19 protein-coding genes are annotated in these 24,592 nt (G+C 40.7%); 10 read left to right on the forward strand and 9 right to left on the reverse strand.

What is annotated here, in order from left to right; genetic code table 11:
• Positions 1-298: 298 nt before the first annotated feature.
• A complete protein-coding gene (locus EHS13_RS32730) occupies positions 299-1,114 on the forward strand; it encodes a stalk domain-containing protein (protein WP_155704375.1) in 816 nt (271 codons plus the stop codon).
• 20 nt (positions 1,115-1,134) lie between these two features.
• Entirely contained in the window at positions 1,135-1,896 is a 762-nt protein-coding gene (locus tag EHS13_RS32735) for an exodeoxyribonuclease III (protein WP_155704376.1), read from the forward strand.
• 193 nt (positions 1,897-2,089) lie between these two features.
• On the opposite strand, the gene EHS13_RS32740 is transcribed toward EHS13_RS32735, so the two are convergent.
• Positions 2,090-2,629: a DUF1697 domain-containing protein gene (locus tag EHS13_RS32740; protein ID WP_155704377.1), complete on the reverse strand. Its 540-nt coding sequence runs from the start codon at positions 2,627-2,629 to the stop codon at positions 2,090-2,092.
• Between the two features lie 158 nt (positions 2,630-2,787).
• On the opposite strand from EHS13_RS32740, the gene EHS13_RS32745 reads away from it, so the two are divergent.
• Positions 2,788-3,588 (forward strand): 3'-5' exonuclease, encoded by an 801-nt coding sequence (locus EHS13_RS32745; protein WP_155704378.1) that lies wholly within the window; start codon positions 2,788-2,790, stop codon positions 3,586-3,588.
• Here EHS13_RS32745 and EHS13_RS32750 read toward each other — a convergent pair.
• On the reverse strand, positions 3,585-4,766 hold the full coding sequence (locus EHS13_RS32750; RefSeq protein ID WP_155704380.1) for a YibE/F family protein: 1,182 nt from the start codon (positions 4,764-4,766) through the stop codon (positions 3,585-3,587). The genes EHS13_RS32745 and EHS13_RS32750 overlap by 4 nt on opposite strands.
• Before the next feature lie 184 nt (positions 4,767-4,950).
• On the opposite strand from EHS13_RS32750, the gene EHS13_RS32755 reads away from it, so the two are divergent.
• From EHS13_RS32755 to EHS13_RS32775, 5 genes are all read left to right on the forward strand, one after another.
• On the forward strand, positions 4,951-6,024 hold the full coding sequence (locus tag EHS13_RS32755) for a HupE/UreJ family protein (RefSeq protein WP_155704382.1): 1,074 nt from the start codon (positions 4,951-4,953) through the stop codon (positions 6,022-6,024).
• 167 nt (positions 6,025-6,191) lie between these two features.
• Positions 6,192-8,120 (forward strand): fibronectin type III domain-containing protein, encoded by a 1,929-nt coding sequence (locus EHS13_RS32760; protein WP_155704384.1) that lies wholly within the window; start codon positions 6,192-6,194, stop codon positions 8,118-8,120.
• A 77-nt stretch (positions 8,121-8,197) separates the two neighbouring features.
• The gene (locus tag EHS13_RS32765; RefSeq protein WP_155704385.1) at positions 8,198-10,240 is read left to right on the forward strand and encodes an S-layer homology domain-containing protein; all 2,043 of its coding nucleotides are present in this window, start codon (positions 8,198-8,200) and stop codon (positions 10,238-10,240) included.
• 106 nt (positions 10,241-10,346) lie between these two features.
• On the forward strand, positions 10,347-11,528 hold the full coding sequence (locus EHS13_RS32770) for a HupE/UreJ family protein (RefSeq protein ID WP_155704387.1): 1,182 nt from the start codon (positions 10,347-10,349) through the stop codon (positions 11,526-11,528).
• A gap of 569 nt (positions 11,529-12,097) precedes the next feature.
• A complete protein-coding gene (locus tag EHS13_RS32775; protein WP_162463366.1) occupies positions 12,098-13,000 on the forward strand; it encodes an MBL fold metallo-hydrolase in 903 nt (300 codons plus the stop codon).
• Between the two features lie 57 nt (positions 13,001-13,057).
• Here EHS13_RS32775 and EHS13_RS32780 read toward each other — a convergent pair whose 3' ends face one another.
• From EHS13_RS32780 to EHS13_RS32795, 4 genes are all read right to left on the reverse strand, one after another.
• Positions 13,058-13,807: a M15 family metallopeptidase gene (locus EHS13_RS32780; RefSeq protein WP_227013654.1), complete on the reverse strand. Its 750-nt coding sequence runs from the start codon at positions 13,805-13,807 to the stop codon at positions 13,058-13,060.
• Between the two features lie 22 nt (positions 13,808-13,829).
• Positions 13,830-15,401 (reverse strand): ABC-F family ATP-binding cassette domain-containing protein, encoded by a 1,572-nt coding sequence (locus tag EHS13_RS32785; RefSeq protein ID WP_155704391.1) that lies wholly within the window; start codon positions 15,399-15,401, stop codon positions 13,830-13,832.
• A gap of 504 nt (positions 15,402-15,905) precedes the next feature.
• A complete protein-coding gene (locus EHS13_RS32790) occupies positions 15,906-16,604 on the reverse strand; it encodes an RNA polymerase sigma factor (protein WP_155704392.1) in 699 nt (232 codons plus the stop codon).
• A 641-nt stretch (positions 16,605-17,245) separates the two neighbouring features.
• Positions 17,246-17,773 (reverse strand): GNAT family N-acetyltransferase, encoded by a 528-nt coding sequence (locus tag EHS13_RS32795; protein WP_155704394.1) that lies wholly within the window; start codon positions 17,771-17,773, stop codon positions 17,246-17,248.
• A 111-nt stretch (positions 17,774-17,884) separates the two neighbouring features.
• Between EHS13_RS32795 and EHS13_RS32800 the strand changes: the two genes are divergently transcribed.
• A complete protein-coding gene (locus EHS13_RS32800; protein WP_155704396.1) occupies positions 17,885-18,745 on the forward strand; it encodes a LysR family transcriptional regulator in 861 nt (286 codons plus the stop codon).
• An 82-nt stretch (positions 18,746-18,827) separates the two neighbouring features.
• Here EHS13_RS32800 and EHS13_RS32805 read toward each other — a convergent pair whose 3' ends face one another.
• Both EHS13_RS32805 and nudK read right to left on the reverse strand, forming a co-directional pair.
• On the reverse strand, positions 18,828-20,720 hold the full coding sequence (locus EHS13_RS32805; RefSeq protein WP_155704398.1) for a stalk domain-containing protein: 1,893 nt from the start codon (positions 20,718-20,720) through the stop codon (positions 18,828-18,830).
• Positions 20,721-20,811: 91 nt separating this feature from the next.
• A complete protein-coding gene (gene nudK / locus EHS13_RS32810; RefSeq protein ID WP_155704399.1) occupies positions 20,812-21,411 on the reverse strand; it encodes a GDP-mannose pyrophosphatase NudK in 600 nt (199 codons plus the stop codon).
• A gap of 197 nt (positions 21,412-21,608) precedes the next feature.
• Here nudK and EHS13_RS32815 point away from each other — a divergent pair, with 197 nt between their 5' ends.
• On the forward strand, positions 21,609-22,502 hold the full coding sequence (locus EHS13_RS32815) for a helix-turn-helix transcriptional regulator (RefSeq protein WP_155704400.1): 894 nt from the start codon (positions 21,609-21,611) through the stop codon (positions 22,500-22,502).
• Between the two features lie 5 nt (positions 22,503-22,507).
• Here the strand turns inward: EHS13_RS32815 and EHS13_RS32820 are convergent, their stop codons facing one another.
• A complete protein-coding gene (locus EHS13_RS32820) occupies positions 22,508-24,592 on the reverse strand; it encodes an alpha-L-rhamnosidase-related protein (protein WP_155704402.1) in 2,085 nt (694 codons plus the stop codon).

Genomic DNA, 24,592 nt, shown 5'->3' on the forward strand with positions numbered 1-24,592 from the left:
AGTTTAAACTTCAACTTATCTCCCTTCCTTTCTAAGGAATGAGCTCATTATAGCTAAGCTGCTATTCAATAAATACTGTACTAATCGTACTTTTGCATACATTGCCTGTATGAAAAGAATACTTAGCTGTAGTTGATTAATAGCAGCGAATAGCACAGGAATTCTAAATAATATCGCCAAAATGCACAACCCCTGTTAAATTATGTAACTACCTAATATAGACATTATGATATACTAATTAGGACATTTGAGAATCGGTCCCATGTGCTTACCACCCAGCCAAAAAGGAGCCATTAAATTGAACAAAAAAGTGTTCATAATCAGTGTTTCGTTAGCCTTGATCTTGGGTATGGGAGCAGGGGTTAAAGCAGGTCCAATCATCGAAGACGTCAAAGCATACATAAACCATGACATGAAAATGACCTTAAACGGCAAAGAGTGGGTAGCTAAAGATCCAGATGGAATCACCTTAAATCCTATTATCTATAATGGTTCGACTTACCTCCCTTTACGTACCATGGGCGCTCTAACTGGGCTAGGTATTGACTGGGATTCAAAAAGTAAAACAATCTTAATGACAACGAAAGCGGAGGCGGCTGTATCTGGCGAACCTTACAAGGATGCTATCGATTATGGAATCGTTGAATATCCGTTAAAAGCGTTTGAAATATATAGCACGTCACTTTTTGATCCCACTGAAGTAATTCCTAAAGCAAATAACTTTACCTATGAATTCACCAACAAACTAGCCCCAAATCAATCTGTGCCTACACGTAACTTCTTTGTAAATTATTTGCTGTTTGGCGATGCTAAGCGATTAAAGGGAGCTTTTCAAGCCTACTCCATTTCTGCGGATTCATACGTCCAATATACGGTTAGCGATGTAGCAACCAAGAAAAAATTATATAGCAGCCCTTCCATCTATACGAACTCCGCCCCAGAGAAATTTGACATTGATGTTACAGGTGTAAATGAATTTCAAATTGAAGCAACAGTTGTGTTAAGATCAGATAATACGCTCACAGCTATGGTCCAAGCATTAACCATTGTTGCTGATAAATCCATACCTGAATCAAGCTTTGAAATTGAACGTTCGAAAGAATATCACAACTAAGAATAAGGGGAAATTCAACTATGAAGCTTGTATCGTGGAATGTTAACGGCATAAGAGCAGCCGTAAAAAAAGGTTTTTCTGATTATTTTAGAGAAACGAACGCAGATATTTTCTGTATACAGGAAACAAAGCTCCAAGAAGGACAAATCAGCTTGGAACATGCTGAGGAATATTCACAATATTGGAATTACGCTATTACAAAAGGCTATTCGGGTACGGCCGTTTTCACTAAAGTGAAACCTTTGTCTGTGTGGTACGGTTTAGAGGAGGATAGCGAGCCTGAGGGGCGGGTTCTTACCTTGGAGTTTGCTGGCTTTTATCTAGTAAATGTCTATACGCCAAATGCTAGACGCGATCTCTCTAGGCTAGAATTCCGTGTAGATTGGGAAGAAAGATTCCTTGGTTATCTCCTGAAGCTAGATGCACTTAAGCCCGTAATCATTTGCGGGGATCTGAATGTGGCTCATCATGAGATTGATATTAAGAACTGGAAAGGCAATGTCGGCAATTCTGGGTTTACGCCGGAGGAACGCGGCAAGATGACTCAGCTGCTAGATGCAGGCTTTATTGATAGCTTTAGACATCTATACCCCGAGAAAACAGATGCTTTCAGCTGGTGGTCTAATATGCCTGGTGTTAGAGCGCGGAATGTGGGCTGGCGGATTGATTATTTCCTAGCTTCTTCGAGACTTAGTTCTTTAATTACGGATGCAAAAATTGATCAATTTATACTAGGCAGCGATCATTGCCCGATTATACTTGAGATTGCAGAGATTAATTAATCTGCCTCTTCCTCATCACTAGTCTCATAGGGTTCGCGGTCTTCTTCATAATACACAGTATCACCTCCCAAAAAGAGTATACCTTTCAATTATTAGCTGTGAGTTAATAGAGTGTTTGGAGTAAGTTAAATTTTATAGGAGTACGATAAAAGCGGAGCTCCTTTTCAACAAGGTGCTCCGCTTTTATCTTATCTTATTGCATCTTCTTAATTAAGGCCGCTAGCTTGTTAATTGTATTAAGGTTGCGAGAAGTAGCGGTTGAACCTAACTTAGTCATATTCTTAGCAAGCTTAGAGTCGAGAACACTTTGGCGAAATAAAAAGTAAATCTCAAGTCCGTTATTATGGAATTCATCTTTGCCATCCACACCGATCGGTAAAAGAGCCATTTTCTCTGATGAAGCTGCTTCTGTTAATAGAGTTACCTGTACACTCTCACCCGCTGCTAAAGAATCCGACTTATAAGGGCAATCTCCAATAATACGCTCTAACTCAGCCGCTGTTCTTATAACGACTGTTGCTGCAATTCCGAACGCTTTATTGACCTCAAACTCAGCCCGTTGTCGTACCTGCTCTGCCCCATTTTCCGAAGTAAAAAGCACATTTCCACTGTTGATGTACGTCTGTACTTTGCCAAATCCCATCTCTTCAAACATCAGCTTCAGTTCGGACATCTTGATCATATTATTCCCACCTACATTAATGCCACGTAACAATGCGATGTAAATCGTCATCTATTCTCCTCTTCCCTTTGTAAGCTAGTATCCAGAGTTCTATCTTTAAATAGATCATACCATATTTTGGGTTATAGACAATATTCCGCTACCCTTTATATCCGCTGATTTATTTGTTAGACTAGTATCCATGCACTTATTAATCGGGGGTTACTAGCTTGGACTATATTATTATGGATATCGAATTCAATGGGCGTAAGTTTGCGAGTGATTTGCCAATGGAGGTTATTGAGATCGGTGCTGTGAGGTTAAACTCCTCCTTGCAGCAGATAGATGAATTCTCGGCTTTAATCAAGCCTGTATATTTCTCCAAGCTGAACAGCTTTATTAAACAGAAAACCGGGATTCCACAGGAAGAGATAGATTTAGCCTCCAGTTTTCCAAAGGTAATGAATGATTTCATGGTATGGCTGAATCAGAGTGATTCCCATCTATTTCTCACTTGGGGCGGCGAGGATTTAAAACGTATTATCTATGATACCCGCATGCATAAGCTGGATGATTCCTTCTGGATGACAGTCCACTATTATGATTTGTTAAAAGGGTTCGTTCGGTATAAGAAGCTCAAAAATGATGTTAGCGTGGAATCTGCACTCATAGAGTTAGAGATTGTTGCAAACGGCTCAGCACATCGTGCATTGGATGATGCTCGCATGACCTCGGACGTGTTCCTGAAAATCTTCAATGAGCTTGATTTTGAGCTAAAGCAGCAATTTAAAGACTCCTACACGAATGCCAAAGAACGAAGATTGGTCAAGGTTGCCGCCCAAACTATGATAAGCCAGAAAATAACCCCCACTTGGGAGTTATTCGTTGAACATTATATAAAAGATAAATTGACGATAACGGATCCAAAAAAGCTTGAGGAAATGGAAATGTATTTTACGGCTGAAATTGCTAAGGCGCCACTTCCAAACACTCGTACAGAAAAAATGGTTAAGCAGGCTGAAACTCCCTAACTAGGGGTTTCAGCTTTTTCATTTAGAGCGGGATTCTTCTCAAAATTAGGAATAACCCTCGAGGAGATAAACGCTACTATTGGTATAGTCAGGACTACCCCAAAGCACCCTGTTATCCCTTGAATGACTTCGATGGTAATCATATTCATATTGGTCAATTGATTAAAGGTTACCTTGGAAGCATAAAGAATCATCAAAGAAGCAAGAGTAGTACCTGTAAAAGCAAGCAGCAGGGTATTCGCCATAGTTCCCATCATATCACGACCAACATTTATCCCAGATAGAAACAGCTCTTTCTTGCTGAGTTTAGTGTTGGCTAAATAGACTTCGTAAACGGATGAAGCAATGGAAATACCAACATCAATAATGGCGCCAAGAGAAGAAAGTAATATCCCAGCAAATAGCAGCCCTTTGAGCTGCATGCCGGTATCATCGGCAACGACGATTAAGATTTCAACCTCTTTGGTACTGTATCCTGAAACATGAGCTAAATTACCAGAAATATAGGCAATGATCCCTGCTATAATCACGCCAATTGTCGTGCCGAGAATGGCCGCAATAGACTTAGAGCTCCAACCGTTTAGTAATAGCAAGGTGATACAGGTCGTTAACACAACGATCAGCACAGATGCAAGAATTGGAGAATACCCCCTGTATAACATCGGGATAAACAAATAAATAATGCTGGCAAAAGTAAAGACTATGCCTACAACCGACTTCAAACCTTTTTTCCCACCGATTCCCCATAGAACAGCAAAGAAAAGCAATATCAAAGCAAACATGAGTGGAGCTCGATAATAGCTGTACACATTGACCAGATAGTTTTCAGCATCTGCAGTATCAACGCTAACGATAATAGTCTGACCTGTTTTAACAATAACATTCAAATAGATACTGATGTTATTGGTAATGGTATGAACGGTGCCTTTATGCTCCCCCGAAAGAATTTTTACCTCCAGCTCTTGAGACCCGTGATATAAATCTCCTCTTGCTGAGTCTTTTTCCAACTCCTCACTGATTACTTTTAAAACCTTGGCTTTTTCATATTTTGTATAGGAAGTATCGTTCTGTTCGTTATACGTTTTTTCAGGACTTTGATTGAATAAATACATAAATAGTGAGATCAGCAGCAATAACAATACGAAAAGAACGACTCTTACTTTCCCAGATTTAAGCATGTAATACCTCCATGTCTGTATAGCTAGTGTGTAAAAACCATCATATCAGAGGAATCCACAGAATGGCTTAACAAAAGCACATCTTTACAAAAATTAAACATTATTGCGCTTCTCTTCTAACATAGTGAGCTTATATTCTTAGGCAGAGATAAATTCCAAAGCAGCTGTAAAGGAGGATATAAAGATGGTTAAAAAATGGATTGGAATAATTGTATTAACATTAGCACTATTTGGTTTATGGGCTCCTGCCACTTTTGCTCATGGCGGTGATAGTCTAGCCTATTCTGATATTTCAGTGAAGGATGGTGTCATTAAATACAATTTACAGATTGACATGTATGATTTGCGTGCCGGGGCTACCCCAGATGATCCGAACAGAGGAGACACCACATCTGAAGCAATGAAAGAATTTGTTGGAAATTCTCATGCTAAAGTGGAAGCTTATTTGCTGTCTCAAATCAAATTATATGCGGATAATTTACTGCTTGAAGGAAAGCTGACACAGCTTAAGTATTTAGATAGGGACAATCAGCCATTTGCCGAAGTCATTTTGGAATATCCAGCGGGAAATATTCCTCAGCATTTTGTCTTGGATTATAATCTTGTTTTTGATATGGATGTATATCATGTGAATTATGTAACCTTAACGCTAGGTGATTTGAAGCAAAATGCCGTCTTGGTTAATGAACTTCGCGAGCTTCAGGTAGGTCAAATGAATTTTCAGCATGCTGTCCAGAACTTCTCTCTACTAGGCTTCAAGTCTATATTGCTCAGTTATGCTTCTATTTTATTTTTATTGGGCCTTCTCATTGGAATAAAATCTTTAAAGCAGATCTTTGTTGTAATAGGTTCATTTGCTTTTGCTCATTCGCTTTCGTTGATTTTGGCCAGTCTGCAAATCCTGACGCTTCCAGTCAAATTTGTAGAATCCGCTATTGCACTTAGCATTCTATATATTGCCTTGAACAATCTGTTTAACAAGCATAAAGAACTAAATCTATGGTTGATTGGCTGCTTTAGTTTATTTCATGGATTTGGATTTGCGGAGATAATAAGCGGGATGAACCACAAAGGCGGGTACTTTGCCCCATCATTAATTGCTTTTAATTTAGGTATTGAAGTCGGTTTGGTACTGATTGTCCTAATTCTCTATCCTATTATCCATTATATACGTAAAATAAAGCAGGCAATTCCGGCTATCTTAATGATATTGGCATTACTTGGATTTATTAGCTTCATAGCGAGGGCTTACCTCTAGGAGAATGGTTGCAGAACCATAAGTATAAAGAACTACTAAACGTAATATTTACAAATAATACACTTAGAAAGGCAATTCATTTAACAATTCTAGACTACGCTACTTCTAGTGCCCTTTTATATAACCGCGCGGGTGGGGTATAAATTTTTTGAGGAGTGGTTTTTTCCATGCTGTATATTTTATTCAATGCAAAGAGACGATTTACCACAATTAGCGTATTAGTCTTGGCCGTATTATTAGTAATTTCTCTTCTACCTTCTGGATTTGCAGGTAAATCCAAATTGAACACAGTTGTTAGTGCAGATGCAAGTACTTACTCCATTAAAGACATTGCACTTAATCCAGGAAAAAACGAGTCTGAAATGAACGTGACTTACTATACCTCCACAAATCCGGTCGCTACCAAAGTCCAAGTGTCTTACAAAGCATTAATGACAGGCGGCAATTTTCCTACTGGTTCTAATGCAGTGACTTTTACAGGAACATCATCCGAAGCAGCGACAGTTTCATCCACTGTCTATTATTCTAACAAAGTAACCATTGCCCCTCTTTCACCCAACATTGAATATGTTTACCGTGTTGGCGATGGAACCGATGCTAACTGGAGTCCAGTTTACAGTTTTAAAACACAAGATCCTTACACTTACAGCGTTATGTTTGTAGGTGACCCACAAATCGGCGCATCTGGAAGTGTGACCAACGATACTTACGGTTGGACAAATACACTTAATAAAGCAGTAGCCCAGTTCCCTAATATGAGCTTTATAATGTCTGCAGGCGATCAGGTGGAAACCAATAATAGTGAATCTCAATATGATGCTTATCTAAGTCCTAGCGTACTTAGAAGCTTGCCCGTTGCTACAGTTGTCGGGAACCATGATGGCAGCGTAAATTATACTTATCATTTTAATCAACCTAACCAGTCTACTTTAGGCGCTACTGCTGTTAGCCCTGGTGACTATTATTACACCAAAGGCGACTCTTTGTTCATGGTATTGAATACCAACAATAGCAGTGCGGCAGCACATGTACAATTTATGAAAGAAACAGTTGCAGCTGTTCCAAATGCTAAATGGAAGTTTGTTACTTTCCATCATGATATTTATGGAGCAGGAACTCACTCTTTGGAATCAGCTATTACAAATTTAAGAGCTGGCCTTTTCCCAACTTTTGACGAGCTGAACGTCGATATGATCTTCATGGGACATGACCACTCTTATGTCAGAACGTTTGTAATGAAAGGCGATATTCCACAAAAAAACCAGCTAGTTGACAGCCAAGGAAGAGATGTTAACCCTGTAGGCTCTACTTATCTTACAGCCAACTCTGCCAGCGGTAGTAAATACTATGAATTAAAGACAACTCCGGAAGTATATTCTGCCGTTAGAAGCCAGCTTCATGTTCCTACCTTCTCCACTATCGACGTAACTCCAACCAGCGTTACAATTAAAACTTTTAGAACCGATACAATGGAAATGGTCGACACTTACGGCATGGTTAAAGATACAGAAGCAAAAGTATATGCTAAACCAACCCAAGAAGCCCATCCAACTACTTTTGAATATTACTATGCGCTCACTAAGGGCAATTCAGTAAACACAGTAGATGCGACTTTCGGCTTTGACAGCACAAGAATCAAATTTACTAAGGCTGAGCTAGTATCACCGAATGCTGGAGTAATTGACAGTAAATTAGCAGCCGATGGAAAGTCAGTTAGAGTTGTAGCAGGCTTAACAACACCTATTTCAACAATTGCAGCCACAGATGTTGTTAAACTTACCTTTGAGCTAGTACCAAGTAATCCAACGAAATTGGCGATTGCCGAAATCACGCTTAACAACTCATCTACTTCTTCCAGCGGAGTAAATAAAGACGTTAAATCCAGTATCACTGGAAAAACGGGTTCCATTGTCCGCTATTATGACTTTACTGGTGATGGTTTAACAACCGGCGCCGACTTGTCCAAAGCATTAGATTTCTACAGAGCCTCTTCACAGGATCCAAACTGGAATACAAGTAAGGTTGCCGATGTCAATCTTGATGGCGTTGTAGATATTACTGACTTTACTATGATCTTAAAGCAAATTTTTGAATAATAACTGATAGATCTAAGACAGGAAAGGGCCTTCAAGCCTTTTCCTGTATTTCAAACCAAAGAGGTGTCCATAACAACATGAAAATGAAATATATGACTATCTTCGTTCTTATTTGCTTTCTATCCATGCAAATGACTGCTTTTGCAAATACCAGCCTAGAAAAAGTGGAATTCTCACAGCAAAAAGTTACCGTCGGATTAAATTCAACCGAGTTTTCAGTAGGCATACTAGTCACGAACAATGCTCCGTTTAGTGGCGCCGAGTTTGGTCTTGGATTAGAAGGTGATCTGAAAATCAAATCAATAGATTATACAAGTGATATTAAGAACAACAGCGTAAACATGAATACGGTGGGCATCTTAGATAAAAACGGTGTTCAATATTTTGGCTTTTTTAACGGTAAGAACAATTTCAATGGAACAGTAACCATTTGCAATGTAACTTTTGAATATACCGGGAATTCGCCTGCAAAGATAACGATGAAAGATACCAATGTAACAACAGTCATCGGTAATGAAGGAGCAACTAAAGAAAGTCTGAATTCTAACATAATAGTGAATGTTAACCGGGAATCCGCGGGAAATCCGGCTACTCCTACCTCACCCCCAACGGATTCACCAACACCAACGCCTACAACATCGCCAACACCTACATCATCACCTACAACATCACCTACAACATCGCCAACACCAACGCCAACGCCTGGAACACCAATATCAGAAACACCAACATCAGGAACACCAACAGCAACACCTGTGCCCTCTGCCACTCCTGCACCATCGAGTACAAATGCACCAACACTAAATCCCCAGGACTTAGCTGTAAATTTGCAAAAAACCACTCAACAATTGAATGAGCTGCTAGCCAATAAAGAAAATGGTGCCGATGCACAAACAGTGCTAAAAAAAGAGACTGATCTTATTGAAAAAGCCATTGAACAGCAATCCATATTGAACATCTCCAGTTCAATCAAGGTTGATGGCAACTTCGCAAAAGCTAAATTGGATGCCAGTACTTTCACGGATCTATTTAAAACAGTCCATGATAATGCGACAAAATTGATTGAAACGCTGACACAATTTGATCCCAATGCGGATAAAGTGAAAATTAACGTATCGCTTGATCTGGGCACACAAACGGCTGCTAACGCGGAGGTCCCATTAAATGCCGATCTAGTGTCTAAAGCCAAAGAAGCAGGAATTGACACAATCACGATTAAAATAAACGGTGTTTCCTTATCCGTAGATGTAGATCAATTTATTGGAAATACAATACTTTTTATCAATAAACAACCCGTAACAACAGCAAGCGATGCGACAGGCTTAAAGGTTGCCTCCGATGTGTATAATTTTGAGTTTAAAAATGACTCGGGCACAAACACGAGCTTCACTAAGCCCGTAATTGTCAAATTACCAATTAATACGAATGGACTTAATACCGATTTACTTTCTCTAGCCAAAATAATTAACGGTAAATTGGAGTTTTATGGTGGACGTTATAATACGGAAGGCAACTATTTCGAAGGTGAACGCAAATCATTTTCTACTTATGTGATTGTCGAGAACAAAGTCGATTTCACAGATACTGCGAGCGTTCAGACATGGGCAGGACAATCGATTGATATCTCAGCAGCCAAAGGTATCATCCAAGGCCGCAGCCAAGGACTATTTGCTCCTAACGCTAAAGTAACACGCGCCGAATTTGCAGCAATGATTGTCAAAGCCTTTCATCTTGAAGACGACTCTGCTTCTGAATCCTTCAATGATGTCAACGATACAGATTGGTTTAAATCCCCTGTTGCTGCCGCTGCAAAAGCAGGAGTTATCAATGGGCGGTCTCTCACCCAATTTGCTCCAAACGCAACAATTAGCCGCGCAGAAATGGCTACTCTTGCAGCAAAAGCTCTTATAACTGTAAAAGGCTATAAGTATGTAGCTAATACACAAGCCATATTGAACCAATTCAAAGATAATGCTTCCATTAATTCATCCCTTATAGATGGCGTGGCTTTGGCGACAAGTCAAGGAATCATCGTCGGCTCCAACAATAACTTCAATCCGAATGATTCATCTACACGTGCTCAAGCAGCTGTCGTGATTGCCAGATTGCTGGATAAATAAATCCAAAGTTTAACAGAAGCCTCCCCTCACGCAGGATGGGGAGGTTTTTTTACTGGATATTTTCTAGAATTCTTACTCATCCCTACAATGATTGGAGGAAAATAGTATGATCCGAAATAAGGTCCACATTATGCGTATGTCGCTGATCTTCATGGTGCTAGTGATGGTGATGCTGCTCCATTTTAAACAAACAGTTTATGCTCATGCTTATAGTGCAAGCTATACAACACTGAATCTAACCCAATCCGAAACCGAAATGATCTACACTTTAGATGAATTGTCTGTGATCGAGCTAATGGGCGGTGATATCAATGCGGATAACAAACTGGATCAGGAAGAATTCAACGCAGTAAAAGCACGGATGGAAGCCACACTAAAGGAAAATTTAACCTTAAAGATTAACGAAGAAATCAAAGCCTGGACGCAATTGATCAGCTTAGATCTCGGCAAGCAAGGGGATACGACTAAACTAATTTTGAAAGCCATCTACCCGCCCGCTGCCCCCTCTAAGTCTATCTCCTTGCTTGATACTCTTTACACGAAAGATGCGAAAACAAACTATGTCAATTTGTTAACTATCAATTATGGAAGCCAGAAAGGCACAGAAGCGTTATCCGGCAATTTCCGGACCTGGTCCCTGATGGTGACAGACAAGGATTATACAAGCTTCCCGCCAAATATACAGCAGCTGCATACCGGGGAACAAACAACAAATGAAGAATCCGAGCCTACTAATTCGACCTCGGGCTGGTATTCTTTCTTTAAACTCGGCATGGGTCATATACTTAGCGGTTATGATCATCTGCTATTCTTATTCTCGCTGCTGATCGCACGGCAAACGCTTAAACAATACGCGACGATGATTACCGCTTTTACCATTGCTCATAGCTGCACATTAACATTAACCGTTCTAGGAATAATTAATGTGTCTCCGATGATTGTCGAACCTGCTATTGCTTTAAGCATCTGTTATGTTGCTTTGGATAACATTGCACGTCCGACAGTCAGCCATCGCTGGGTGCTGACCTTCTTGTTCGGACTTATTCATGGTATGGGATTCGCCGACATATTGAAAGAAATGAACATTCCAAAAAGTGAGCTGGCTGTCGACTTGATCAGCTTTAACCTCGGAATTGAAACAGTACAAATCACGATTGTCACTTTACTGGTACCGCTATTATATTTGCTGCATCGCTACCAACATTCAAGACGTTTTGTCGTCGTTGGCTCGAGTATAGCACTCGTTTTAGGTGGAATCTGGCTAATCGAACGACTGGTTACCGTTTAGCAGGACGACCTCCTCAATATCCATAGAGAGCTTATTCCCCGGATCCAATCCCAGACTTGGTTGGTTGACTCAGCGATACTCTCTAGAGTTAAGTTGGGCTTCCTTACAATGATAAAGGCCTCAATTAGTGAGGCTCTGGCGTTAGTTCGTCCTGACCCAAATCCCCCGTGTGAGCAATCCGGATTCCATCTACCACATTCTATTTACCCGATTTAGCAATAGGGTTGAATCCGGCTCATCGGTCCAAAAAAATATCACAGATCGCAGTGAAACGGAAACTCTGACCCTTGATTTAAAAGTTATTCAAGCGATTAAAGAAACCAAATATATATTCTTAACTTAGGCTATGCGTAAGAAAACGGTAACCACCTGTCAAAAGGTAGTTACCATTTTTTGGGGTTTACTGTACATTGAAATTGGAAGCAACGGATTTAAAGCCATGTGTATTAGAAAATAACGCGAATCTCAAAATAGTAGATATTGACACTATTTAATATTTATCACACCTTTTACTCATTGATTTTCACTGATATGATAATTTTATGTCAGCGATAAAAGGGGAAATCAATGTGAAATTCAAAAATGGATTGTTACTATCGCTATTACTGCTAGCTGTTCTTGGGATTCAAGCTTGCTCGAAAACAAAGCCCGCAGCATCACCAGATGTGGGGGCAACAACCGCTGTGACTGCATCATCCGCACCAACGACAGCCATTAATTCAGCTACACCTGCTCCTACAGAAATGCCAACACCGGTTCCAGAACCTGATCAGTTGGATATTGTGGATACGACATCGTTAGTAAATACTACCGGAAAGACAATCTTTAAGAATTATAGCAATTCCAAAGGTGAAGAGGCACATACAACAGTTGCTATTGTTTCTAGTAAAGGGACCGTAATCCTAGCTGATCCTTACGATTTACCGAAGAAAAAGGGTATACCACAGGCCGATATAGTCACAAGTAGCCATGGACATGCTGACCATCATGACAATGCCTTTGAAGGAAGAACTACAGCGAGGATGTCAAACAATATGGAGGATTCGTTTACTGTTAAGGATGTTTCCGCAAAAGGTATTGTTGGTTCTCATCGTGATAATGTCATTGAAGAATACTCAGAGAATTCAAATACTATTTATGTGTTTGAAGTAGATGGAATTCGAATTGCTCACACGGGGGATTTGGGGCAGGACGAACTAACACCAGAGCAGCTGAAAAAACTGGGGAAAATCGATATTCTATTTACCCGATTTAGCAATAAGACTGATTACGGCGCTTCTGCTCAACAATCCATTACTGTAATAACACAGCTGAAGCCGAAGATTGTTCTACCCACACATTATGAGCTAGATACTGTGGACCTAATTCTCAAGGAATTAAATATCACTGATCGCAGTGAAACGGAAACTCTGACCCTTGATTTAAAAGATATTCAAGCGATTAAGGAAACCAAATATATATTCCTAACTTAGGCTATGCGTAAGAAAACGGTAACCACCTGTCAAAAGGTAGTTACCGTTTTTCGGGTTTTACTCTACATTGAAATTGAAATATTTATCAGGAAAAGGCTCCTTAATTAAGGTGTAATGCCACCATTCCTTGCTGTAAAGCTTAAACCCATTCTTGAGCATCGCGTTTTTAAGCACATTTCGGTTGCTTGTCTGCAGCTTAGTAATCAGCTTCGTGCCGTGAAAAGAGATATCTCCGAAGAAATCAAATTTACTGCCCATGTCCACTTCTTTGCCTGTTGCTTTGTTCGCAGTAGACAAGTCAATCGTGCTGCCTCTTTCATGTGCTCCCTTGCTGGAAATAAATCCAAGCTTAAACAAATTAGCTTTATCTAGCTTTGGGTAGAACTCTTTCTTCATCTTCACATCCTTGATGTCCTTTGCCCATTTCACGAAATGCGAGACTGCCTTTTCAGGACGATAAGAATCATAAATGATGAGGATATAGCCCTCCTTTTCAAGATCATCGCTGACTTTTTTTAATGCTGCGGCAGCTTGAGTCGTCATTATCGCAAAAGGCGCTTTATAGCCATCAATTCGCTTCCCGACAAAGTTATACTCTCCATAATATCGAATGTCATATTGTGCAGATGGAATTATTTTATCCAGATATACGAATCCCTTGGGCAAAGCATTTTTCTTCTCCATCTTTTTGTCCGTTGCTATTTTCGATTCCGCATTTACAGATGGTCCGAAGCTTGTAGAAGCTATAATTAAGCCTAATGCCAATACCCCCACACTTACCTTCCATCCCCATCCAAAAGGTTTCATCCGCTAGGTCTCCCTTTTTATGCTAAGCATTCTGCTCCGTTATTCCTAAGATTGGGTCGAAGGTCAGCAGCTTAGTCGCTATCTTATCTATGAAGAAACGATCATGACTTACCGTAACTACGGCTCCAGGAAAGTGAATTAACGCCTGCTCCATGACTTGGATACTCTGCAAATCAAGATGGTTGGTTGGCTCATCCAAGATAATAACAGCCGCTCCAGAAAGAAGACATTTAGCTAAAGCCACTCGGGCTTTCTGGCCACCAGACAAATTACCAATAAACTTACTTAAATCATTTTCTGAGAATTGCAGCATCGAGAGAAATTTATTAACTTTTTTTCGCGGAGCGTTTAGACCAAGTCCAAAAACATTTACTGCATGACTAACCGTATCCTTAAGATCAAGCTCGTCCCACATCCGATTAAAATAAGCATAGCTGACGCCCTTTTCCCAAATGACCTCACCCGAATCAGGCTGCTCTTGTCCTGTAAGCACCTTAATTAGCGTCGATTTCCCACTTCCGTTTGGACCTACGATAACAAGTCGATCTTCCTTCTGAATATCAAAGCTGATGTTCTGGAATATTCTCCGTTCATCATAGATCTGTCCAATATTAGTCACTTGGCATAGCTTGTCGGGGAAACGTAAATTCTCATAAATATCGGTGATCAGCACGTTCACTGGGTGAGGCTCCACTCGCTTCTTCATGTCAGCGAGCTGGCGTGATAGTCGGTCCTTGGAGACCTTTTTGTGCCCGCGGCTATCGATTGCTTCAGATTCCATGATGAGAAGCTCTTCTTCCCATTCGAACTGACGATCCAATACTTTTTTACGCATCTTCTTCTTTTGAATGTAATCGGTGTAATTGCCTTCATATTCTTGAAAATGGTAATTTTCAATTTCAATCGTCCGCGTAACTACTTTATCGATAAACTGGCGATCATGCGACACGAGAATCATTGCTCCATTAAACCGGCGCAGCCACTGCTCTAACCATACGAGCCCTTCTATATCCAAGAAGTTCGTCGGTTCATCGAGAAGCACGACATCAGGCAACTCAATTAGAATTTTGGCAAGCGCGGCACGGTTCCTCCACCCGCCAGATAGCTCATCAATAGGTTGGTTCCGTGAGCGATCATCAAACCCCAGCTTGGTTAGAACCGTGTCGATCTCGACAGACACATTCCAGCCATCCAAATGCTCCATTTGTTCAAAAAGCTCATTTTGGCGATTTAACAGTCGATCCATTTCAGCATCATCCGTTATGTAACCCAGCTTTTCGCCTATTTCCTTTAATTCTCGTTCTATCAAACCCACCTGTTCAAAGCACATTTCCAGCTCCTGCTGAATCGACAAGCCTCCACTCAATTCTGAGAATTGAGAGAAGTAGCTTAGCTTAACCTTAGGATCTACTTCGACTTTCCCAGCCGTAGGCTCCTCTTTCCCTAATATCAGCTTAAACACAGTCGATTTACCGGCACCATTACGTCCAATTAGGCCAATCCGTTCACCCTTGCTCACCTTAAAATAAATATCACGAAAAATCAGGGTATCTTCATATTTTTTAGTTACATTTTCCATGCGAATTAAGCTCATATCTATCACCCTTCTAATTCAAAAGAACCATCGATCACTCAAACATGATTATACCATTAGATTGCTGGTATAATCACATTTTAAGGAAGACTCAAGAGCACTGCAACGTAAGCCCATCCACACTAATCGTAAAGTACAGAAAACTAGCCAATTAAATAAAAAGCCGGTGACACCTATATATCAGTGCTCCCGGCTAACTATTACTCCTCGTTGGAAGTAACTTCTATTTTTTTGTCTACCGGTATAACTTCAATAATGTTAATCAGATTACCATCAGGGTCAGCCACATCGAACATAATATGATGATTCGCTGGTGATGTCCACTCCACGGAATCGCAAGCCCAGAGCAGAATAGAATGGAATCGAATTCTCCAAATTACTCACCCGAATAAAAATAGCTCCTAATGATTGTACACCCATGTTATTACCTCCAAATTTATATTGATATATTTCACATGGAATAAGCGACTTTTCGGACAGAAATCAAACATCCCCTAGAAAAAATTATTCCGTTATCCTAAATTTGTTGCCATCCGGGTCTTCAATGAAGAAGATCAGCTTTCCGTTTATCCAGATTAATTTGCTGATCTTGATATGTTGTTTCACAAGTCCAAGATATGCGTTGCAAATAGCCTTTGTGTCCCTCCTTCTAAAAGCATCTACCAGTGAATTTAAATCGATTTGTTCTTCATGATCTCCTTGGATTTTAGTCCCCTCTGTTTCCAATCCCATCGATCTCTGTTGAGCTAGCTTTCTTAATCTTAATCTTGCGCGTCCCAGTGATACCTGGATGGCACCTTCAGCAGCTAACAGAAACTTGGCCGTTTCCTTTGCAGTAAATTCGAACACATCCATCAATAAAAGAATGACCATAGCTCGAGGTGATAATCGGTGGGCTAATACTTCCAGTAGCTCCCGTGTGGACAGGCCCCCATCTTCACCCTCTATATGTAACAAGGATGCGTCGCCTATCTCCAAGTGACCTTTATCCTTCTTAAGCTTGTCTTTCCAAGCATTACTGGCAATCCGATACAGATAAGCTTTCGTGATTATTCTCGAGGGGTCTATTTCCATTGCTCTTACTAGTTTCAAAAGAACCTCTTGTGTTAAATCTTCCGCTTCCCATTGGTTAGCTGTTATTTGCAAGCTATATCGGTATATTTGTTGTTGCATTTGCTGTAAATCGAGGCTAGTTATTGACATACTTCTCTCCTTCCGATGAAACAATAAACAGATTTATCCATATTATACCTGATATTAAATTTGATATGGTATTATTTGTATTTATCTATTTATCTAGAAGGGTATAAGAACGAACTGTTTAATGATCGATCTCCATTAAATTAGGATTACTTAAGGATGACGATTAAAGCGGTGCCGCCGCTTTAAATCAAGGGATTACTGCTACCTGTGCTTTTTAAAGCGGTGGCGCCGCTTTAAATCATGAGTTCACTGCTTCCTAAGCATTTTAAAGCGGTGGCGCCACTTTAAATCATGAGATCACCGCCTCCAGAGCTTTTTAAAGCGGTGGCGCCGCTTTAAATCATGAGATCACCGCCTCCAGAGCTTTTTAAAGCGGTGGCGCCGCTTTAAATCATGAGATCACCGCCTCCAGAGCTTTTTAAAGCGGTGGCGCCGCTTTAAATCATGAGTTCACTGCTTCCTGTGCTTTTTAAAGCGGTCGCGCCGCTTTAAATCACGGGATTACTGCTTCCTGTGCTTTTTAAAGCGGTGTCGTCGCTTTAAATCATGAGATCACCGCCTCCAGAGCTTTTTAAAGCGGTGGCGCCGCTTTAAATCATGAGATCACCGCCTCCAGAGCTTTTTAAAGCGGTGGCGCCGCTTTAAATCATGAGCGAATGGGATGTTAGTTCTTTATAATAAAAAATAGTTGCATGCAATTCACCATTTGCCGATTTAGCATAGTTGGGAATCCGTCCAGCCTGAATATAGCCCATTGAAGCATAGAGTAAATTGGAAGGATCGCCTTCTCTTGTATCGAGAATTAATAATGACCTTCTCTCCTGAATGGCTCTTTCTTCGGCGTTTTGCATCAGTAAACGGCCAATACCCTGCCGTCGGTAATCGGGATGTGTCATTAGCTTGGCAATTTCAGCTCTGAATCCACCGTTCTGTTTAGTGGATAAATGGAGCTGTACGCTACCAACAAGCTGATTGTTAATAAGTGCAACTAATAGAATTACTTCAGGAGCTAGTACAGTATTCCAATATCTCAGAGCACTCGTTAAATCTAGTGGAGGCAAAAAACCAATTGAGGCACCATCTTCTACTACTCGAATTAGCAGCTCAGAAAGCTCATCAGCATGCTCTTCAATGGCTTCTAATTGCTCGATCTTTAAATTAATATTCATGTTAGTTTCCTCCAAATCGATATAGTAAAATTTTAATCGATAGCTTACAATTTGTATAACGAATTATTCGTATTATAATAATTCACATTTCAAATCATCGAGGTGCATATTGTGGATATATCACAGCTAGAAGCATTCTTATCCGTGTGTAAAATCCTGAACTTCACAAAAGCCTCTGAGTATTTACATATCTCCCAATCTGCTGTTACTGCAAGGATAAAAGCGTTAGAACGCACAATAGGCAAAACATTATTTCTACGTGATAATCGAAATGTAAGCTTAACTCAAGCGGGTATCGCTTACCTCCCTTACGCCGAGAGGATGCTGCATTTATTTGAAGAAAGCAAGATAACTTTACAAGAAGAATTAGAGGATTATCTCATTTTAAGCGGGCCTGGTTCCGTCTGGCATTACTACTACTTGCAGCATATTCTTGCTTTTAGAGAAAACCATCCCAAGGTTGCGATTAAATTTCTAAGTTATATCGATCCAAGCTACATGATCCGCGATCTTTTACTGGATGGAATCGTACATGTTGCCATTAGATATGACCCGCCTGAACACCCACAAATTTCTAAACACTTCTTATTCGAGGACCAGAATATCCTTGTATCGGCCAAAAAAATCGACTCCGCTATTAGCAGAGCCGATTTCTTCACTCGTGATTACTGTCATATAGAATGGGGTTCACCCTTTGCAGAATGGTTTTCTAGTATTGTTGGAGCCGGATACGTCCCTGCACTTCAAACCGATCACTCCACTATTATGCTTACTATGCTTTTACAAGGAGCAGGATTTGGATTCTTACCGCGATTTATTGCCCAGCCTTATCTTGATTCTCAGAAGCTATTTGAACTTCAATCTGAATTTAATACTCCTATTACTAAGGCATATGCGCTTTATTTGACAAAGAATCAGGACCATCCTAACGTAAAACTAAGTTTAAAAATGCTAGGTGTTGAATTAGTTTAATGAATCCTCCATACTTTAATTAATCCATACAATAAAAAAACGTCGTTTGCTCCATATGAGGAGATAAACGACGCAAATTATATTATTGTCCAAAACCTCGTAAATAGTCTTCTACCAGATACTCTGCATTGTAGCTGTCCGGGGACAGCCAGTTTAAGTAGAAATCACCAAAGAGATTGTAGAGATAATTACTCGTATATCTATTGCTATAGGCTGCAAAAACGCTATACATTTCGCCTACTGTATTTACATGCTTGCGTCCCAATTCATCCGTCCAACTAACTTTTTGCTTCAAATTCACAACACGGATATCGACGACTTTTAAGCTCGTCATTTGATTCTTTTTATCCGCTTTGAAATAAATCTTGATGGACTTTTCATACGGATGGCCTTTCAGTATCTTCCAACCAGCCATATCACCTGTAGCCGGTGCTTCAGTCATTTTACTGCTATTTGTGGGTTTAGCAACGGTTACTAGCTTGGCTGTTACGACTAATTGCCCCGCTCCCATAGCTATATTCAATTGCTCTTTTTTTGCATCCCACTTCAGCTTGGCCCCTAATGCTGTGGTTAGCAGATCACTAGCAAAAAGAGTCTCGCCTTTATTCTCGATCGGAGCTCCCTTCATGGCAACAACCTCACCATTCACCTTAGCCTTTGCGCTTCCTTTGGTAATCTCAATCGTGGTGTCTCCGACCACAATGCTGTATACCTTTGTAGTCGCTGCATACGTTGAAGTTCCTCCCAAAGCTTGAAAAACAGATTTGATCGGTACATAGGTAACTCCCTTAACTTGTTTAGCGTTCTCGAGCACATTTTTCAAGCTGGACGTGATTACCATCGTCTGTCTCACACCGTTTACTTGAACGGTAAAATTAGTGTCGCCCACTCCCAAAGATTTGAGTGCTCCATCATCAGTCAACTTAAGAAGGTGAGGTTGATCTATGGTAATGTCGGCTTGCCCCCAAGGGAAATCAACTTTAGTACCTGAATCATACTCAAGCGTAATCCATGGCTTGATCGTGTCGCCAACCTTAGGAAAGCGCGTTGGAATCGTAAGCTTTAAGCTCTTTACATGTATCGGGGTAAAAGGCGCTGTTTTCCCATCCTGATATCCCACCCAAGTTCCATCCGTTTTTTGAGCATATATGGATACACTGCTGTTGCCACTCACAATTTGTTGAATCTGATCGATCCCACTTACCTGTACCAAACTAAAACGCTCTTTATCAGATGAACCGCTCCCACCACTTGCCCATACACTTCCATCCTTTTTAGCAATTAACAACTGATCGCCATTTAACTCTATATCTACACCATCTGTAGTCATAAGCTCCGGAATAGGCTTAAGTGTCTTTAAATCAAAATGGTTGGTATTATAAAGAACCACTTTTCCATCTTCGTATAATACAGCTGCTGTATCACCATAAACTTGTATCTTGCGAATAGCACCGGCATTGGCAACTTGCTCTAACTTAGCTGGTTTGGAGGTTTGATCGTAATATCTCAAAAGCTCCCCATCCGTGGAGACTATAATAAAGCGACCGTTATCTTCATCAAACATAGAGGCTGCTTTAAAAGCGGACAGCTGTTTAACCTCTTTATTCTTAGTGGTCCAGAGTGTCCCGTCCGTTTTCAACCAATAATATTGGTTTATTTGTTTAACATTATTTGCATCTGGCACAAAGCTAGGTTGGCTATTGTCCCAGTGAATAAGCTCCCCATCTTTAGTAATCCCGTAGCCAAAACCACTGCCCCCGGCAATTTGAGTTAAATTAAAATTCCGGTTTACATCCAATCTCCCAACCACAAACCAGAAAGAGCCATCATCCATCAAAGGCGTCCCATCTGACTGCACAGATACAACTTTGGGTGGAGTAAGTGTGGAATCCCCAAAGACAGTACCACTAGTATTAGGAAGAATCAAACCTACCATTACCATTAAAACTAAAATACGACTTATTACTCTCTTCAAGCTGAATTCCCCCTGCTTTCATTACGAATATACATATAATACCATCATATCCGACAAATTTCTATCTTTTCCGACACTTGTAATCCCTACCCTACCTAGCTTGGACTGGCGGAAGCATTAGATGGTTTAATTGAGCATACTGCAAAAGCATGATCGTTTTACCGTCCTTAATTTCCCCTTCTCTGATCATCTCAATTGCGTCCGCAAAAGCTAGTTCAAGCACCTCAATATTCTCTTGTTCTTCGATCAAGCCGCCACCCTCATTTACAAGCATATCCTTGGAATATTCAGCAACAAAAAAATGTAAAAGCTCCGTAACCGAACCAGGTGACATGTAAGCTTCACCTATTTTGATAGGCTGCGAAATATGATACCCTGTTTCCTCTTCCGTTTCTCTCCGAATGCATTCCTCCGGGCTATCTTTATCAAGAAGTCCTGCGCAGGTTTCAATCAGCATACCTGATTCATTTCCGTTAATGTACGTTGGAAGACGAAATTGACGTGTCAGAATGACGGTTTGTTGAACACTATTATATAGTAAAATCGTAGCTCCATTCCCACGATCATAGGCCTCTCTACTCTGAGTTCCCCATGTTCCAGCTTTATTCTGATAATCAAAGGTGATTTTCCTTAAAACGTACCAATTGTCCGAAAGCAACTCATTATGCTTAATAATAACTCTTGGATTCATTTGCTATCTCCGTCCTAACTCAAACTCATATTTTTTAGATGATCCGTCGTTTATGTATTTATCTTACCAATTCAAGCTAGCAGGAACAATCAGAGAATATTGATAATAAGTATGACAATATTGACCTTGTTATAATTACAAATACGCGCTATCATTCAGTATATACAATAAAGTAATAACAATATTGCTCTCTTGAAATGAGGTTGCTTACCATGCTGTCCCCCTCATCTTATGCTTTCCGTACGATGGAAGAAACGCTCTCCCCCTTTATCTCCCTTGCTTCAATTGGATGGAACTCTATACAATCCGCAGATTATTCCTTTGATGTATCGAAGCGTTCTGATCCTGGGCACATCATATTTCAGCTTACTTTGTCAGGTGAAGGTAGAATACGGATCGATGAGAGGAGTCATAAACTGCCGGCTGGAAGTGGTTTTCTAATCAAAGTTCCCAGCAGCTTTCACTATTATTATGAGCAGGATTCCGCTGAGCCTTGGGAGTTTATTTGGATGAATCTCAAAGGACAGGATGCGCATTTATTCTGCGAACGATTAGTGAGCAGCCAAGCTCCAATTATACATCTCCATTCACAAGCTGAGCCCTTACAACAATTCTGGAAAATATATCGGGAAATCTCAAATGAAGGACTTCGAGATTCACGACGGATATCAGTGTTGGTTTATGAATGGGTTTTAGCGATGGCTGCGTACGAAAAAGATAAAAGCCTCAGCACAAATCGTATGAATCCAACTATCCTACTAGCAGAGAAATTCATGAGTGAAAATTATGAAAAAGGTCTAACACTTGAAGAAATAGCCGGCTATGCAGGGGTTTCCAAGCACTACCTATGCAGGCTTTTTCAAAAGCATTCCGAATTGGCACCTATGGAGTACCTGAGACGCCGACGCATTGAAGCTGCCGCTTCCTCCTTACGTAATACAGATTGGTCTATTCATAAATTGGCTCAGCAATGCGGCTTCGATAGCGTAAGTTATTTTGGCAAAATATTTCGCAGCTATTTCAACATGAGTCCAAGCGAATATCGCAATAAGGAGCTCGAATTTCCTTATAAAAATATTTATTTTGATTAATCCATCTAATATAAGATTTCATATAAAAACTCAGGTCGATCTAACATGAGCTCGTACCTCTTGTTACCCATACTTTGGAAGATACCTTCATTGGCAGTAGGCAACTGCTCACTTGTTATCTCTAGAATCCCAACACCCGACCGGTTTGTGTGTACACGAATTCTCGATTTATCCATGAATACGGCGAGCTCTCCGTTAGGAGTGGGAATCGTCCCTTCGATCCAGTCCAATCCACATAAATTTGGTTTAACACGGTATTGCTTGTAACCTGGCTCCTCAGGCGTCACTCCCAAGCCATATTTACCTAGTAAATAAATCGGTGCTGCCCCCCATGCATGGCATAGGCTCTTCCTAAACTTATCGCCATACATATCGTATTGCAGGTCATCCGCCAAGGCAGGATCATACTCCTCCCAGAACGTGGTAGCTCCCAGATCAAGCATGCCTCCCCAATAGTCGCGAATCTCCCCAAGCACATGCGCTTGCTCTCCAATATTGCATAAGGCTTCCAGCTCAAAAAACCGCATAAATGGTGTTTTAATTTTCTGAACGGTCTCCTCCAAAAGCACATTCTGTCTAACTTGCTCCTCTTGTTCTGCGTTCAAATAACCAAAGCGAAGCGCAAACATGCTTGGATACTTCAAGAGCTGCTTATTCAACTCACCATCCAGCCGACTATGGATAAATCCGCCTAGTTCTTGGTTCCAGAACACAGAAAAAATGCGTTCCTTCAGCTCCCTAGCAAGCTGTTCCAACCTACTCCCATTCTCATGGTCAGCCAGTACATTAGCGAAGATCGCCACAATTTCCAAGCTCCGGCAGAAAAGAAGCTGTTCAAAACTCAGCTCACCACGACGATCCATCTCCGCCCAATCAACAAATATCCAGTCATCTGGTTGGCCTTCCATCATGCCTTCTTTGTTTCTGCGGTTTAGACAGAATTCTAGCAAGGATAACATTTTAGGATAGTTTGCTTGAACAAATGCAATATCTCCCGTGTATAGGTAATAATCATGCAAGCTGATAAACCAATAGAAGGTATAGTCCATAATGGTATTCATATGTGTTTCGATCGGTTCTTTGCCGCGCAGAGCTATCAAGGTACGTTTGGTCACAGCCTGATCGAAGAATACATAATTATTAATCAAAAATCCTAGATTCGCATCCCCGCTCCACACCCAACGATCCCGCTTCATGCCATCATATATAAACTCCCGCATATTCATATGAAGTGTATGAGCGGATACCTCCCAAATCTGATTGATTCGTGCTTCTGAGCAGCGAAACGAACCCTGCTGCTGCAACGGCAAATATTCATATTCATGACTAAGCTCCCGCCAGCTAACTCCTTCATCTGCCTTCAACTTGATATAACGAAACGCCCGTGTGACTGGAGAGGCATAATCCTGAGGTAAGCTTTCAACATCGACAGCTAGCTTGTCATAGGTTTCTGCCAGTTCTTCAGCTAAAGCCTCTTCTCTAGACTCACCGTAATAGAGCTGGATAACCCCTTTTCCGACTACTCCCAAAAATTGCACATATCCAAAAGTTTCTCGCCCAAAATCAACTAGGATCCCGCCATCAACATCAGTAACAGAAACAGGAATTATAGTTTCGTAAGAAAAAGGAAATTTTTGTGGAGGTATATCAATGTCATTAAAAACACCTGAACCTGCCTTCACCCATTTACCGTTATGCGCCGTTACTTCCCACTCTCCCCCATCATCGGCAATCAGACCTAACGCAGAATAAATCGCAGGAATGACCTGATCGCTGAATACACTTATAGTTAGCTCATGTTTTCCAGTGGGAATTAACACGGACGTGATCTTTTGGTGCTCATAGGGTATAGGAGTCATGTTATTATCCAGATGCAGGGCAAACTCTCCCTGTACAGATATAGTTAGTTCCTCAGGCTGCGGCAGATCAAACTGTCTGCGAAATTTCACGTTGGTATAAGCGGAATCCAACCGCCAAAGTGGAGGAACAATATACCCTCTGAATTGCCGTAATACAGAAACTTTACCATGCAGCCAAATCTCATAATCGCCGGGGTACCAAACCCATTTGGATAGTTGACTCTCACTCAT

The organism is Paenibacillus psychroresistens, from assembly GCF_009728935.1.
In the GTDB taxonomy this organism is placed as follows: Bacteria; Bacillota; Bacilli; order Paenibacillales; family NBRC-103111; genus Paenibacillus_AC; species Paenibacillus_AC psychroresistens.